This is a genomic window from Actinoplanes solisilvae, from assembly GCF_003999975.1.
GTDB lineage: Bacteria > Actinomycetota > Actinomycetes > Mycobacteriales > Micromonosporaceae > Actinoplanes > Actinoplanes solisilvae.
Window position 1 is genome coordinate 97,356 of record NZ_RJAC01000021.1, and the last position, 13,073, is coordinate 110,428.

Below are 13,073 nucleotides of genomic sequence, written 5' to 3' on the forward strand. Positions count from 1 at the left end.
GGTTGCGTTAATAGCGCAACGGTGTTGTGTAAGATGGGGGTGTGACGTCGACGACCCCTCAGCGCGCCCGCAGTGCGGAAGCCAAACACCATCGCGAACGCGCGATCCTCGAGGCTGCGCGCACCCTGGCTGCTACTCGCAGTGTCCGGGAGGTAACCCTGACGGACGTGGCGGCCGAGGTCGGCCTGCACAAGTCGGCGATGCTGCGCTACTTCGAGACCCGCGAGCAGATCTTTCTGGCGCTGACCGCCGAGGGCTGGCGGGACTGGTCGGCCGACGTGCGCGCGTCGTGGCGGAGTGCTGCGCCCGAGGTCGTGCTGGCCCGGTCGCTGGCCTCGCGGCCGCTCTTCTGCGACCTGCTGGCCCAGGCGCCGCTCAACCTCGAACGCAACGTGTCCCTCGACGCGGTCCGCGACTACAAGCGCACGGCGCTCGCCGCGGTCGGGGCCGTCGTCGGCGACCTTCGCGAGGCGTTCGGCCTGGAGGAGGAGCAGGCCTATGACGTGGTGGCGACCGCGACGAGCATGGCCGGTGCCCTGTGGCAGATGGCCGCCCCGGGGACCCGGCTGCGCGAGCTGTACGAGAGCGAGCCCGAGCTGTCGCACGCGATCGTCGACGTCGAGCCGCGCCTGACCCGGGTCCTCGGCGCGCTGATCGCCGGCTTCCGCTCGCAGGCCGCCGCTCGATAAGCCGGCTCGCAGGCCGCCGCCGGGTAAGCCGGCTCGCAGGCCACCGCCCGATAAGCCGGCTCGCAGGCCACCGCCCGATAAGCCCGCTCAACGAACCGGCTTGGCCGGGCGCTTCCGTCGAGCCGGGGTCAGACCTCCAGCTGCTTCTCGATCAGCCTCAGCCGGTGTCGCGCCATCGCCAGGTTGGCGCGGTCCCGGTTCAGGGCCAGGTAGAGGAAGAGTCCGGCGCCGTCGGCGGCGGTTATCGGGCGGATCAGGTGGTATTGCGAGTCCAGGGTCACGAGGATGTCCTCGACCGGTTCGCGCAGACCGAGCATGTCCAGGGTACGTAGCTTCGCGCGCAGCACTTCCGTGTTGGCCGCGGCCGCTACCGAGATGTCGAAACCGAAACCTCCCCCGGCCGTGCCGAGCGACATGCCGCTCGTCCAGTCCACGACCGCCACCGCAATCGCCCCGTCGACCTGCAACGCGTCCTTGAGTGCCACGTCCATGTCGGCCATAACGCCGTGTGCTCCTTCCGTGGGGTCAGCGCCCGTTCGGAGGGATGCCGGAACGGGCGCTGGAACGAGCATGGGCCGCAACGGTGATCGTCGATCGGACAGGGGGTGCGTCGTCGGGACGTACCCGGGATCGAAGATTTTGCTGTTGTGGGATGCGAGTTGACGACTTCTGCAATTCGGGAGGCGGTCAGTTCGGAATTTGGGGAGACGTCGAATGTCGGTGCCGCTCTATCAGGCGAAGGCGGAGATGTTCCGGATGCTCAGCCATCCGGTGCGTATCCGCGTGCTCGAACTGCTGCAGGCGGGCCCGCGCCCGGTCCGCGACCTGCTCGCCGAGATCGACGTGGAGCCGTCGAACCTGTCGCAGCAGCTGGCGGTGCTGCGGCGTACGGGCGTGGTGGTCTCTTTCCGGGACGGCCCGCTGGTCATGTACGCCTTGAGTACGCCCGACGTCGCCGACCTGCTGGCCGCCGGCCGCCGCATCCTGGGCGCCGTCCTGGCCGACCGCGACGGCCTCCTCGCCGAGTTGAACCAGGAGCGCCGTTAACGGCCCGGGTGGGGAACACGTCGATCAACGGGATCCGGGCGGGGGCCGGCATTCGATAGGGTGCTGCGATGCATCGCACCGCGTTGGTCACCGGGGCGTCGTCGGGCATCGGGCTGGCCACGGCGGCCGCGCTCGTCGCGCGCGGCTTCCGTGTTCTCGGCACGAGCCGTCATCCTGACTCGCTGGAGACGCACCAGCGTGCCGACGGCGTCGAATACCTGCCGCTCGACCTCACCGACCCGGCGTCGATCGAGGCGCTGGCGGCAACCGCCGGGCCCGTCGACGTGCTGGTGAACAACGCGGGCGAGAGCCAGAGCGGCCCGTTCGAGGAGCTGCCCGTCGAAGCGTTGCACCGCATCTTCGAGATCAACGTGCTGGGACCCGTACGGCTGACGCAGTTGATTCTGCCGGGAATGCGGGAGCGAGGGTACGGGCGTGTCGTCATGGTGGGGTCGATGCTCGCGTCGTTCCCGCTGTCGTATCGATCGTCCTACGTGGCGACGAAGGCGGCGATCAAGGGCTTCGCCAACGGCGCCAGGCACGAGTTCTCCCCGTACGGGGTGTGGCTGACCACGGTCGAGCCGGGCTCGATCAGCACCGGCCTCAGCGCCCGCCGCACCAGCTACATCGGGCCCGATTCGCCGCATCGCCGCGACTACGAGACGATGCTCGCCGCGCTCAACCGCAACGAGGCCGCCGGGGTCTCGGCCGAGCGGGTGGCGGCGACCATCGTCGGCGCGATCGAGGCGAGCAGACCCCGCCAGCGGTACGCCGTGGGCAGCAACGCGTCGCTGGTGTTCCCGGCCCGCCGGGTACTGCCCGTCTGGCTGGCCGAGAAGCTGACCCACCGCCGGCACGACCTGACGCGCTGACCCCGACTCGAACGGGTGCGGCACCGGTTTGCCGAATTTGTAGCCCTGCCCGTAGTGATAGCCGAGCTCGCGCAGGTATTGCGCCTGTTCGGCGGTCTCGACCCCCTCGGCGACCGCGCGCAGCCCCAGGCCCTCGCTGACGTGGATCAGCGCGTCCACGATGACGGCGCGCCGACACGTTCACGCTCACGTAACGCGGGGCCTCCGCGCCCAGCTCGCGGCGCCAGGTCGCAAGCTGGCGGCAGGCCGTCCGCATGACCCATTCGCCGAGCTCGACGATGTGCCCGTTGCCCTCGGCCACCGGGATGAACGCGACCGGCGTCACGAAGCCGCGCACGGGGTGCACCCACCGGATCAGAGCCTCGACCGCGACCGTACGACCGTCGCGCAGCTCGACGATCGGCTGATAGACCAGGAAGAAGTCGCCGTCCTCGAGGCTGTGGCGCAGGTCGGCGCCGAGCCGCTCGTCGGCCTCGGCCCGCTCGTCCAGCGCCGGGGTGTAGACGACCAGCGTTCGCCTCGCCCGGGCGGGTGTCGCGCACCAGGACGCCGAACTCGTCGGCGCCCATCCGCGCGACCAGGTCGCCCTCGCGCACACTGTCGCGCAGCAGTTCGGCCACGGCGACCAGGGCCTGATCGCCGACGGCGCGCCCCAGCCGGTCGTTGATGTGCTTGAAACCGGCCAGGTCGAGGATCACGACCTGGCACGCGCTGCGCTCGACGGTAGATCGACGTGTCGGTGAGGACGGGCTCGAGCACGAGCGTAGATAGACGATGCCGACGCCGACCGCGATGATCGCCGAGTCGATGAGGGTGCCGGCACCAACACCTGCCACAGGCCCATCGGCAGGAACGGGAAGGCGGCGGCCGACGTGCAGCCACCGGCGAGCCAGACGGCCCACCAGCGCTCGGACAACGTTCTCGGCGCGTCTGTCCTTCGGCCGCGCGCCCCCGAACTTGAGTCGTCGCGCTCGATTGGCCGTCACTCGTTGCGGGCCACCTCCGGGCCGGTGATCTGGCGCAGCAACGGGAGCGTCAGGCTGATCGCGGCCAGGGACGCGGCGATGCCGGCCAGCACGACCACGTAGAACGCCGGCCCGGGCGGGTGCAGGTCGAGCTGCATCTGGGCCCGCAGGAACAGGTGGGCCGACAGCAGGCCCGCGCCCAGCGCCACCACCGCGGCGGCCAGCAGGGGAGTCACGCTCTCCAGGGCCACCACGCGACGCAACGTGCGCAGCGGGACGCCGGTCAAGCGGAGCAGGCTGAAGGGGCGTTTGCGTTCGCTCAGGCCGCCGGCCACGCCCACGGCCAGGCTGCAACCGGCGATGGCCAGGCTGGTCAGCACCACCACGTCGGCCAGGCGTTGCCAGCCCTGGAAGACGCGGGTTGTCTCGGCGTTCCACTCGGCTTCGGTGAACGGGGCGTACATCATCGGGTGGGCCGCGCCCAGCGTGGTGCGGGCTTGTTCCAGCGCCGCCGTCGAGCCGTCGGTGTAGGTGACTATCGAGTCGGTTCGCAGCGTCGTCAGGCGAGCGGGGGAGACGTCGGCGGTGGGCCAGACGCCGTCCCAGTTTCCGGGGCCCCGTACGCCGCTGTAGACCCACGCGACCTCGGCGTCCGGGGCGCATCGGCCGCTGGTGCGCATCGGGGCGAGGTCGGCGCACGCCACGAGGGAGGACGGCCAGCCCCAGTCGCCCAGCGGCGTCTGCGGGACGGGGATGTCGTCGGTGGGATGGCGGGTGACGACGACAGCCCGTACGCCCGGTTGGGTCTTCAACGCGGCCGGAACCGGATCGCCGGCCGGGGCGGTCTGCTCGTCGCGGAAGATGGTGTGCAGCAGCGACCTGTCGATGGCGCTCGGGGCCGCGCGATCGGCGGTCAGGGTGCCCATGATGCCGACCGCGACCGTGGTGACGAACAACGCGATCACCAGGCCGCTGACCGAGCGGAAACCGGCCCGCGGGTTGCCGGCCAGACGGCGCGCGGCGATCAGCGAGGCGGTGCCGCCGGCGCGACGGGCGGCGACGCGGCCGACCGCCATCGTCAGCCACGGGCCGGCCACGACCAGGCCGATCATCACCACGAAGATGCCGGACAGGTAGGCGAGGATCTGCCCGTCGGTCGTCTGCGGGCGGCGGCCGACGAAGTACGCCAGTTCGCCGAGCCCGGCCAGCAACGGCAGCAGCCGCCACACGCGCGGCGGACGCGCCACGGCCCGGCGGGCGATGCCCAGCGGCGAGACCCGTACGCGGCGCAGCGACACGAGCGCCGCCACGGCCGCCAGCAGGGGAACGCCGAGCGCGACGCCGATCACCAGGGACGAGCTCAGCGCCAGGTCGGCGGGGAACATCGGCGCGCCGGTGAACGGCACGGCGGCCAGCGAGTCCCGGAACGCGAGGAAGAGCCCGAAGCCCACCGCCGTACCGACCACCGCGGAAACGGTCGCCTCGACCGCGGCGACCACCGAGATCTGCCGGGGTGTCGCGCCGACCAGCCGCATCGCGGCGAAGCGCTGCTCGCGGCGGGAGGCGGCCAGCCGCGTGGTGGTGCCGACCAGGATGATCAGCGGGAAGATGAGGGCCGCCGCGACCACGCCGAGGATCAGTTGCAACCCGGACGTCGGGATGCCCGACCAGCAGCCGCCGGGGCAACTGGTCGGCGCGACGGTCGCGATCGTGCCGACCCGCACCACCCCTGGACGCTGGGACAGAACGTCGGGCGCATAGCCGACGACCGCCACCAACGACGCCGGGGAGGGCAGAGCGTCGTCGCCGATCGTGCCGGCGAGACGGCCGGGGAAACGGTCGCCCAGCTCGGCCGGCGGCGTGGCGGCGATCAACCGGGCCAGCTCGGGGGAGGCGAAGTATTCGCCGGGCCCGGGCAGCCGCGGCAGTCCGGGCGGCACGGGCGAGCGCGGACCGGTGGCGGCCAGGTCGACGCGGCCGATCGACTGGGTGCCGAAGCCGTCCACGCGGAGCTGCCACCACAGCGGATCGGGGCCCTCGGCCGTGCGCGAGTTGGCCCAGCCGTAGCGGTCGTTCTGGCTCGACACACCGCCCAGCCCGGCGAGCGCGGCGACCAGCATGCCGACGCCGAGCGCCATCGCGACCGAGATGACGATCAGCCGTACGGCCGCCTCCCGGCCTCCGGCGAGGGTGAGGCGCAGCCCGAAGCGGATCATGCGACGGCCTCGGCGGTCAGGGCCAGCACCTTGCCGTCGCGGACGACGACTTCCCGGTCCGCGTACGCCGCCACGCGCGCCTCGTGCGTGACGAGCACGACGGTCGTGCCCTCGTCGCGCGCCGAACTCACCAGCAGGTCCATCACGTGCTCGCCCGTCAAAGAGTCGAGGGCGCCGGTCGGTTCGTCGGCGAACAGCACCCGTGGCCGCGCGACGAGCCCTCGGGCCAGGGCGACCCGCTGCGCCTGCCCGCCGGAGAGCTCACCGGACGTGCGGCCCTCCAGCCCGTCGAGGCCGAGCCGGGCCAGCCAGACCCTGGCCTCGGCGAGCGCCTTCTGCCGGCGTACGCCCGCCAGAAGCAGGGGAAGCGCGACGTTCTCCTCGGCCGTCAGCTCGGGGACCAACTGTCCGAACTGGAACACGAAGCCGAAACGGTCGCGGCGCAGGGCACTGCGCTCGGTCTCGCCCAGCCGGTCGATGCGGCGCCCGTCGAAGTGGATCTCGCCGCTGCCGGGGACGAGGATGCCGGCCAGGCAGTGCAGCAGGGTCGACTTGCCGGAGCCGCTCGGGCCCATCACGGCGAGGATCTCGTTCTCCCGTACGGAGAGGTCGGCGCCCCGCAGCGCCGGTGTGCTGCCGAACGCGAGATGCACGTCGCGGGCCTCGAGAACCGTCATGACCTGACCTCCTGGGCGAGCGCGTCGAGGCGGGCCGCGGTGAGATCGATCCAGCGCAGGTCGGCCTCGATGTGGAACAGGGCGTGGTCGGCGAGCAGCGAGTCGACGAGGCTGCCGGAGCGCTTGACCGTGGTCAGCTCGCGCATGCGTTGCATGTGGGCGGCGCGCTGGGTGTCGAGATAGTGCTCGGCCGGGCGGCCCAGCAGCAGCGACAGGGTCACCTTGGCGAAGAGCACGGTCTGCAGGTGAGGCTCGGGCGCGACCGGCTCGGTCAGCCAGGTGTCGACCTCGGTCGCCCCGCGATCGGTGATGACGTATCGCTTGCGGTCGGGCCCGGCGCCGGCCTCGAGGTCGCTGATGACCACTTTGCCGTCGCGGGCGAGCCGGCTCAGCGTCGCGTAGACCTGGCCGAACGAGAGCGGCTTGTCGCGGCCGAAGAGGGAGTCGTAGTCGCGCTTGAGGTCGTAGCCGTGGCGTGGCTCGCGTTCGAGAAGCCCGAGGAGGGTCAGCGGTACCGTCATGCGGACGACTATACGCTGAGAGTATACGCTGAGAGTAGCCCTACTTTTCCGGCATATAGGTCTGAGTCAGCTCGGCGCCGATACGAGCGAGCTCCCCCCGTACGGCCTCAGGCTCTTCCACAACCGCGGTGCTGCCCCAGCCGGACAGCGTGCGGGCGATGTCGAGCGGCGTAGGAGCACCGACCCGCACCCGCACACGGCCGTCCTCCAGCAGCTCGCCGGGGTGGCAGTGCCGGCCGAAATGGTCCCGCAGCACCCAGACGAAGCGCTCGGGGATGAGAACCGTGGCCCACGTACGCGACCGGCGCTGCTCGATCGCGCCGACGACCTCGTCCCACGCGGTGTCGAGGGTGAAGTCGTCGGGGCGTACGAAGGTCTGGTCGGTGATCTCCAAAGCGGAGACGCGGTCGACCCGGAACGTGCGGCGGCCCCGCTCGGTGCCGGCGATCAGGTACCAGACGTTGTCCTTGTCGATCAGGCCCCAGGGTTCGGCGGCACGGCGTACGCCCTTGTAGCCGAACGTGACGAGGCGCTGGCGGACGACCGCCTCCTGCAGGTGGCGCACCTCGTCGGGGCGGTCGCGGGTCAGTTCACCCCAGCGGGCCGGGTCGATCAGGGTGGCGGCGGCCGCCTTCTGGGCTTCGGTGCGCAGCGTCTCGGGCAGGGCGCGCAGAAGCTTGCGCAGGGCCGTCTTGACCTCGTCGGAAGCGGCCGCGGCCGGGCCGGCCAGCAGGAACAGGGCTTGGGCCTCGTCGGCGTTGAGGCCGCTGAGGTCGGTGCGGGCACCGCCGACGAGCTGCCATCCGCCGTGCCGGCCCGGCTGGGGATAGACGGGGATGCCGCTGCTGGACAGGGCTTCGAGGTCGCGGCGGGCGGTGGCGACCGAGATCTCCAGCTCGGTGGCCAGCTCGGCGGCGGTGACGCGGCCCCGGGCCTGAAGGAACAGCAGGGCGGCAACCAGACGATCGGCTCGCATGTTTTTCGATTCTGCCCGGAAAAGTGCTCAGGAGGTGAGCACTTATGTGGGCAGGATGAAGCCATGACTACTTCACTTCGCGGTTTGACCACAGTCACGTTCTTCGCCGACGACATGGAGGCGGCCCGAGCCTGGTACTCGCAGGTGTTCGAGATCGAGCCCTACTTCGACAAGGGCGGGGCCTACCTCGAGTGGCGGGTCGGCGACTACCAGCACGAATTCGGCGTTCTCGACAGCAAGTACGCACCGCATCCGCTGACCGGGCAGGCGTCGGGGGCGATCGTCTACTGGGCCGTCGACGACGTCGAGGCGGCGTACGCGCGGCTGCTCTCCCTCGGGGCGAAAGAGCACGACAAGCCGACCGAGCGCGGCACCGGATATGTGACCGCGTCCGTGCTCGACCCGTTCGGCAACGTTCTCGGGGTCATGTTCAACCAGCACTACCAGGACATCCTGGCCGCCCGGGCGAGCTGAAGCGCTCGACTCGGGGATACATCAGCAGAGCTTCAGGGGGACTTCAGACCCGCTACCTACGTTGAGCCCAACTTTCGTAGCGCGCCCGTTCGGTGAAACGGAGACCCCCATGCATCGACCCCCTTCTCGCGGTTTGCGGCTCACGGTGGCCGGAGTGCTGGCCGCCACCGTCGGCGTCACCGTGATCCCCCTGGAGGCCTCGGCCGCCGTGGGCGTGCCGACCTTCCCCGACAACCTGGTCGTTTTCCCCAACCGGGATTTCATCACTGTCGAGGGCTACCAGGACCACATCGGCGAGACCGCGACCATCGAGGTCACCCGGCCCGGAGTCGGCATCGTCGGCTCCGCGGCCGGCGTGGTCGCCGAGGGCGACGTGGCCTTCGAGATCAACCACCCGGGCGGCTACTGCTGGGGAGCGGGCACGGGCCTGAACGTCACCCCGGACATCCTGCCCGGCGACGTGGCGTCGATCCGGTTCGGCGACGTCCCGGTCGCGCAGACCACGGTGCAGGACGCGTACGTCAACGCCGACGCCGTGCAGTCGGGCACCACCGTGACCGTGACGGGTCACATCGGGCCGACCGTCAACCGGGCCGACGTCGAACAGCGCATCGTCGAGCCGGCCCTGACCGACACGGTCGTCACCCGACGCGACGTCCGGGCGCTCCCGGGCCCGCTGACGCCGGCGGCCCGGGGCGGATACCAGTCGGCGCTGGCGTTCAGCGGTGACACGTTCACGGCGACCTACATCTTCGACGACGCCGAGACGGCGCGGATCGCGGCCAACGCGGGACTGGGGGAGCGGCTGCTCTCCTGGGAGGAGACCGACGTCGACGGCAACCGGCAAGGACTGACCATCGCCGAGTACGGCGAGCCGGGCGGGCCGGGCATGGGCGGCTGCCCGAACGGGCCGCTGCAGTCGGGACCGCCGGCACCGACCGGTCTCACCGCGGCGAAGGTCGAGGGAGGCGTCAAACTGAGCTGGACCCCGGCGGCTACGATCCCGGGTACCCCGGCGATCACCGGCTACCGGGCCACGGCGGTGTCGCGTACGTCGGCCGGCGGTGAGCAGGTCGAGATCGGGCGCCGGATCACCGGGCAGGCAGCGCGGGGCACGACGATCACGGGGCTGTCGGCGACCGAGGATTACGACATCGAGGTCGTCTCGGTCAGCAGCGTGGGCCTGACGTTCCCGGCCGCGATCGTGCAGCCGCAGACGGACACCACCCCGCCGACCGTGTCGGCATCGCTGGCCGACGGCAGCTACCCGACGGCCCGGCAGGTGACGCTGACCGCGAACGAGCTGGGCTCGGAGATCTACTACACGACTGACGGCACCGACCCGGTCCTCGCGGACGTACTGGCGAACTCGGCGCTGCTCTACACGGGGCCGATCAACATCGTGGCGACGTCGACGCTGAAGTTCGTGGCCTTCGACCTGGCGGGCAACATCTCGGCCATCGGGCAGCGGTCCTACACGATCACCAACACGCCCACCCCGAACGCGCCGACCTTCGGCACGTCAGCGGTGGGGCCGGGCCAGGTCACGATGAACTGGACCGCTACCGACCCGTCGATCACCGGGTTCGGCGTTCAGGTCTTCGACGCGGCGGGCGCCGAGGTCGGCAACCTGCGCGAGACGACCGCCACCACTCTGACGATCACCGGGCTCGCGGGCGACACCGAATACTTCTTCACCGTACGGGCCCGGAACGTCAACGGGTACGGCGAAGCCTCGACGCGGCTCGGGCCGCTGACGCCGCAAGGAGCGGTCGTGGCGAACGCTGGTCCCGACCGGTTGGCGGTGGCACGCAACACCATCGTGACGCTCACAGGGGCAGGATCGACGGCGCCGGCCACGTACGCCTGGACGCAGCTGGCCACGGGGACGTCCAACCCGATCGCGGCCAACGACCCGGACCGGGTCAACCTGACGCTGGCCACCACGCTGAACCCGCGCTTCACGGTGCCGCTCTACCGGGCGCCGATGACCAACAAGGGATACACGTTCCGGCTGACGGTCACGACGGCGTCGGGCTCCAAGACGGACACCGTGCTCGTCACGCCGTCGGTCGACCGGGTGACTATCACTACGGCTCGCTGGAAGGCGGGTGACTTCCGGGTCAGCGGCTCGGGATCGTTCCTGGGGGCAACCGTGATCATCCACGCGGGGTCGCCTACCGGGCCCGTGCTCACTACGGCGGCTGTGGTTGCGGCGGCGGCGCCGGCCATCGGGGAGTACGAGGTGCGGCTGCGTAACGGGGCTGCGCCGGCTGCCAACCCGGGCGTCCTCTACATCGAGTCCAACCAGGGTGGGACGTTTGGGCCGTTCACTGTTTCCTGACCCGGCTTAGATTGAACCGGGGGCTCGCCGAATTGGCGGGTCCCCGGTTTTGTTGCGGTGGGACGGGGTGGCCGGGGGTGAGCAACCACTGTCTTTGAGGGGCGGCTATGACTGTGGTTGCTCACCCCCGGCCACCCCTTGCGGGGCAGTCAGTTACGGCAGGAGATGGGTCACCGGGGGCTGGCTGCGGCGGAAACTGGGCGGTCACCTGACGGGGCGTAGGCCCTGCTGCCGCGCGGTGGTCACCAAGGGCTTCAAGTAACTGCGCGCGGACCGCGGGCGGTGGTCAAGCGAACGAACCGTGCCGGTTGCGGCCTGGCGCTTCGCGCCACTCAGGGGGACTCGTCGGGGGAAAGGTCGGCGCGTACGCCGAGGAGGCGTACGGGGCGTTTCAGCTCGATCTTTGCCAGCACCTCCAGTGCTGCTTGAGCGATTACGTCCAGGTCGGTGCTTGGGCCGTCGCGTAGTTTCGTTTCTCGGGTTTGTGTGTAGAAGCTTGAGGAGCGCACTTTTACCGCCACCCGGATCACGCGGCGGCCGGCTGCGACCACCTCTGTGCCTAGCTGGCGGGCTAGAACGGTCACCTGGTGTTCGATGTCGGCTCGGTCGGTCAGGTCGGTGGCGAACGTAACCTCCTTGCTGCGGGACTTGGCTACCCACGGCTCGGTGACGATCTCGGTGTCGCCACCGCCGCGGGCGATGATGGAGAGCCACATGGCGGCTCGCGGTGGGAAGCGCTGCAGCAGCGTGTCTGGATCGGCGGCGGCCAGGTCGGCGATTGTGGGCAGGCCTAGAGCGTCTAATTTGGGGACCGTTTTCGGGCCTACGCCCCACAGGTCGCCTACCGGGCGGGTGCCCATCGCCGGCATCCACGTCTCGTCGGTCAGGGTGGCGATGCCGGTCGGGTCCTGCTTGGCGAACCTTGCCGCGATCTTTGCCTGGTTCTTGTTGCGGCCGATACCGACGGCGCAGGTCAATCCGGTCTGATCGAGGACCGCGGCTTTGAGGTCGGCGGCGAGGCGCTGAGGGTCGTCGATGTCGCCGCCTAGGAACGCCTCGTCCAGGCCGTGGACCTCCAGCCGTACGGGAAAGGCCCGTAATGTTGCCATGACCTGGGCTGAGGCCTGCTGGTAAGCCGGCATATCGGTGGGCAGGAAGGCCGCTTCGGGGCATTTGCGAGCGGCCATCCGCATGGGCATCCCGGAACGTACGCCGAACTCGCGGGCCTCCCGGGAGGCGGTCGCGACCACCGTGCGGGGCTGGGCGGGATCGCCGGACCCGCCCACGATCACGGGGCGGCCGCGCAGCTCGGGGTGGCGTAGCACCTCGACGGACGCGAAGAACTGGTCCAGATCGACATGCAGCACCCAGCCGTCCGCCACCCGGCCAGTATCACCCGCCGACCAGGCCCTCGCGGGACTCTCGCATACCGCACCACCCCTTTGCGGGGCAGTCAGTTACGCGGGGATGGGTCACCGTGCGCGCGGGCCTCGGCGGTGGTTGAGCGGACGAACCGTGCCGGTTGCGGCCGGGCGTTTCGCGTCCTTCCGGCGGGTCGAAGGCGCTCGGGGATGCCCTCAGCTGAAGCGCGACGGCCGTGACGGGCGGCAGACGCTGGAGGACGACGGGTGCGGGCATGGATAGCCGGGTGACCACCGGTGGCCGTGACGGGCGGCAGATCGATGCCTCACGTTGGAGGGCGCTGCGGTCAGTGACGGAGGGCTTGGGTGGTGCGGCGGAAAATCGCGCGCTCTCCGGCGGTCGGGTGGTGCAGCCTGGAAGCCGTGGAGCCGGCTGTCGTATGTGTCTGCTGTGGATATCGGACGCTGTCGGGGTCGCCCGGCTCCCATGAGACCTGCGTGGTGTGCGGGTGGGAAGGCGGCCTGCCCGGCGCCGAGTTCATCGCGGCTGTGCGGGCCATTGCCGGCGCGGCTCCGGCGGCGGATCCGGACAACCTTTCCGGCATATCGATCGACTTCGATCACTATCTGTGGCGGTGTCCGTCGATCAGGGAGGTGGCCGTGTCGAGCAGTGCGGATCCAGCACGCCCGCTGACGGCACGCTGCCTCGCTGAGAGCTCGGCTTCACCGCGCCGGGTGGCGGAAGAGATCACGCAGGCGTGGCAGCGGGATCTTCGCTACGCGTACTGGGAGACGCACTCGGTTCGGATCACTTCGACATCGGTCGAGCTGCATGCGGCGACGCAGGTCGACAAAGACGGCTACTTCATCACGGCCGTGATCCTCGTCGGGTGGAGCAAACCTGCCGATACCTGACAGGCCCCGGCTTGAG

General features: G+C 70.5%; 12 protein-coding genes and 3 pseudogenes. 6 read left to right on the top strand and 9 right to left on the bottom strand.

Annotated features, from left to right (window positions below; genetic code table 11):
* Positions 1–41 precede the first annotated feature (41 nt).
* A complete protein-coding gene (locus EER30_RS36420) occupies positions 42–689 on the top strand; it encodes a TetR/AcrR family transcriptional regulator (RefSeq protein ID WP_127505576.1) in 648 nt (215 codons plus the stop codon).
* A gap of 128 nt (positions 690–817) precedes the next feature.
* On the opposite strand, the gene EER30_RS36425 is transcribed toward EER30_RS36420, so the two are convergent.
* Positions 818–1,189 carry a hypothetical protein gene (locus EER30_RS36425; protein WP_127505578.1) on the bottom strand — a complete coding sequence of 124 codons (372 nt, stop codon included), beginning with the start codon at positions 1,187–1,189 and terminating at the stop codon, positions 818–820.
* 214 nt (positions 1,190–1,403) lie between these two features.
* On the opposite strand from EER30_RS36425, the gene EER30_RS36430 reads away from it, so the two are divergent.
* Together EER30_RS36430 and EER30_RS36435 are read left to right on the top strand one after the other, a co-directional pair.
* Positions 1,404–1,736, top strand: a complete 333-nt coding sequence (locus EER30_RS36430) for an ArsR/SmtB family transcription factor (protein WP_127505580.1) — start codon at positions 1,404–1,406, stop codon at positions 1,734–1,736.
* Positions 1,737–1,804: 68 nt separating this feature from the next.
* On the top strand, positions 1,805–2,608 hold the full coding sequence (locus EER30_RS36435; protein WP_127505581.1) for an SDR family oxidoreductase: 804 nt from the start codon (positions 1,805–1,807) through the stop codon (positions 2,606–2,608).
* Positions 2,609–2,692: 84 nt separating this feature from the next.
* On the opposite strand, the pseudogene EER30_RS50090 reads toward EER30_RS36435, so the two are convergent.
* The 7 genes and pseudogenes from EER30_RS50090 to EER30_RS36460 form a co-directional block, all read right to left on the bottom strand.
* A pseudogene (locus EER30_RS50090) lies at positions 2,693–2,767 on the bottom strand (hypothetical protein); the annotation flags it as partial.
* Positions 2,768–2,834: 67 nt separating this feature from the next.
* A pseudogene (locus EER30_RS49780) lies at positions 2,835–3,206 on the bottom strand (EAL domain-containing protein); the annotation flags it as partial.
* Positions 3,190–3,594: pseudogene (locus tag EER30_RS49785) on the bottom strand (diguanylate cyclase); the annotation flags it as partial. The pseudogenes EER30_RS49785 and EER30_RS49780, both read right to left, overlap by 17 nt.
* Positions 3,591–5,789 (bottom strand): FtsX-like permease family protein, encoded by a 2,199-nt coding sequence (locus EER30_RS36445; protein ID WP_127505583.1) that lies wholly within the window; start codon positions 5,787–5,789, stop codon positions 3,591–3,593. The gene EER30_RS36445 and the pseudogene EER30_RS49785, both read right to left, overlap by 4 nt.
* Entirely contained in the window at positions 5,786–6,466 is a 681-nt protein-coding gene (locus EER30_RS36450; protein WP_127505585.1) for an ABC transporter ATP-binding protein, read from the bottom strand. The genes EER30_RS36445 and EER30_RS36450 overlap by 4 nt, the downstream gene beginning before the upstream one ends.
* Complete coding sequence (locus tag EER30_RS36455; RefSeq protein ID WP_127505588.1) at positions 6,463–6,987, bottom strand: PadR family transcriptional regulator; 525 nt, start codon at positions 6,985–6,987, stop codon at positions 6,463–6,465. Before EER30_RS36455 ends, EER30_RS36450 begins: the two co-directional genes overlap by 4 nt.
* A gap of 40 nt (positions 6,988–7,027) precedes the next feature.
* Complete coding sequence (locus EER30_RS36460; protein WP_127505590.1) at positions 7,028–7,963, bottom strand: helix-turn-helix transcriptional regulator; 936 nt, start codon at positions 7,961–7,963, stop codon at positions 7,028–7,030.
* Between the two features lie 63 nt (positions 7,964–8,026).
* On the opposite strand from EER30_RS36460, the gene EER30_RS36465 reads away from it, so the two are divergent.
* Together EER30_RS36465 and EER30_RS36470 are read left to right on the top strand one after the other, a co-directional pair.
* Complete coding sequence (locus tag EER30_RS36465) at positions 8,027–8,437, top strand: VOC family protein (RefSeq protein WP_127505592.1); 411 nt, start codon at positions 8,027–8,029, stop codon at positions 8,435–8,437.
* 109 nt (positions 8,438–8,546) lie between these two features.
* Positions 8,547–10,781 (top strand): fibronectin type III domain-containing protein, encoded by a 2,235-nt coding sequence (locus tag EER30_RS36470; RefSeq protein WP_127505594.1) that lies wholly within the window; start codon positions 8,547–8,549, stop codon positions 10,779–10,781.
* A 332-nt stretch (positions 10,782–11,113) separates the two neighbouring features.
* Here the strand turns inward: EER30_RS36470 and EER30_RS36475 are convergent, their stop codons facing one another.
* Positions 11,114–12,163, bottom strand: coding sequence for a DNA polymerase IV (locus EER30_RS36475; RefSeq protein ID WP_127505596.1), 1,050 nt, complete (start codon positions 12,161–12,163; stop codon positions 11,114–11,116).
* Positions 12,164–12,565: 402 nt separating this feature from the next.
* Here EER30_RS36475 and EER30_RS36480 point away from each other — a divergent pair, with 402 nt between their 5' ends.
* The gene (locus tag EER30_RS36480) at positions 12,566–13,057 is read left to right on the top strand and encodes a CPCC family cysteine-rich protein (protein ID WP_164842603.1); all 492 of its coding nucleotides are present in this window, start codon (positions 12,566–12,568) and stop codon (positions 13,055–13,057) included.
* Positions 13,058–13,073 lie beyond the last annotated feature (16 nt).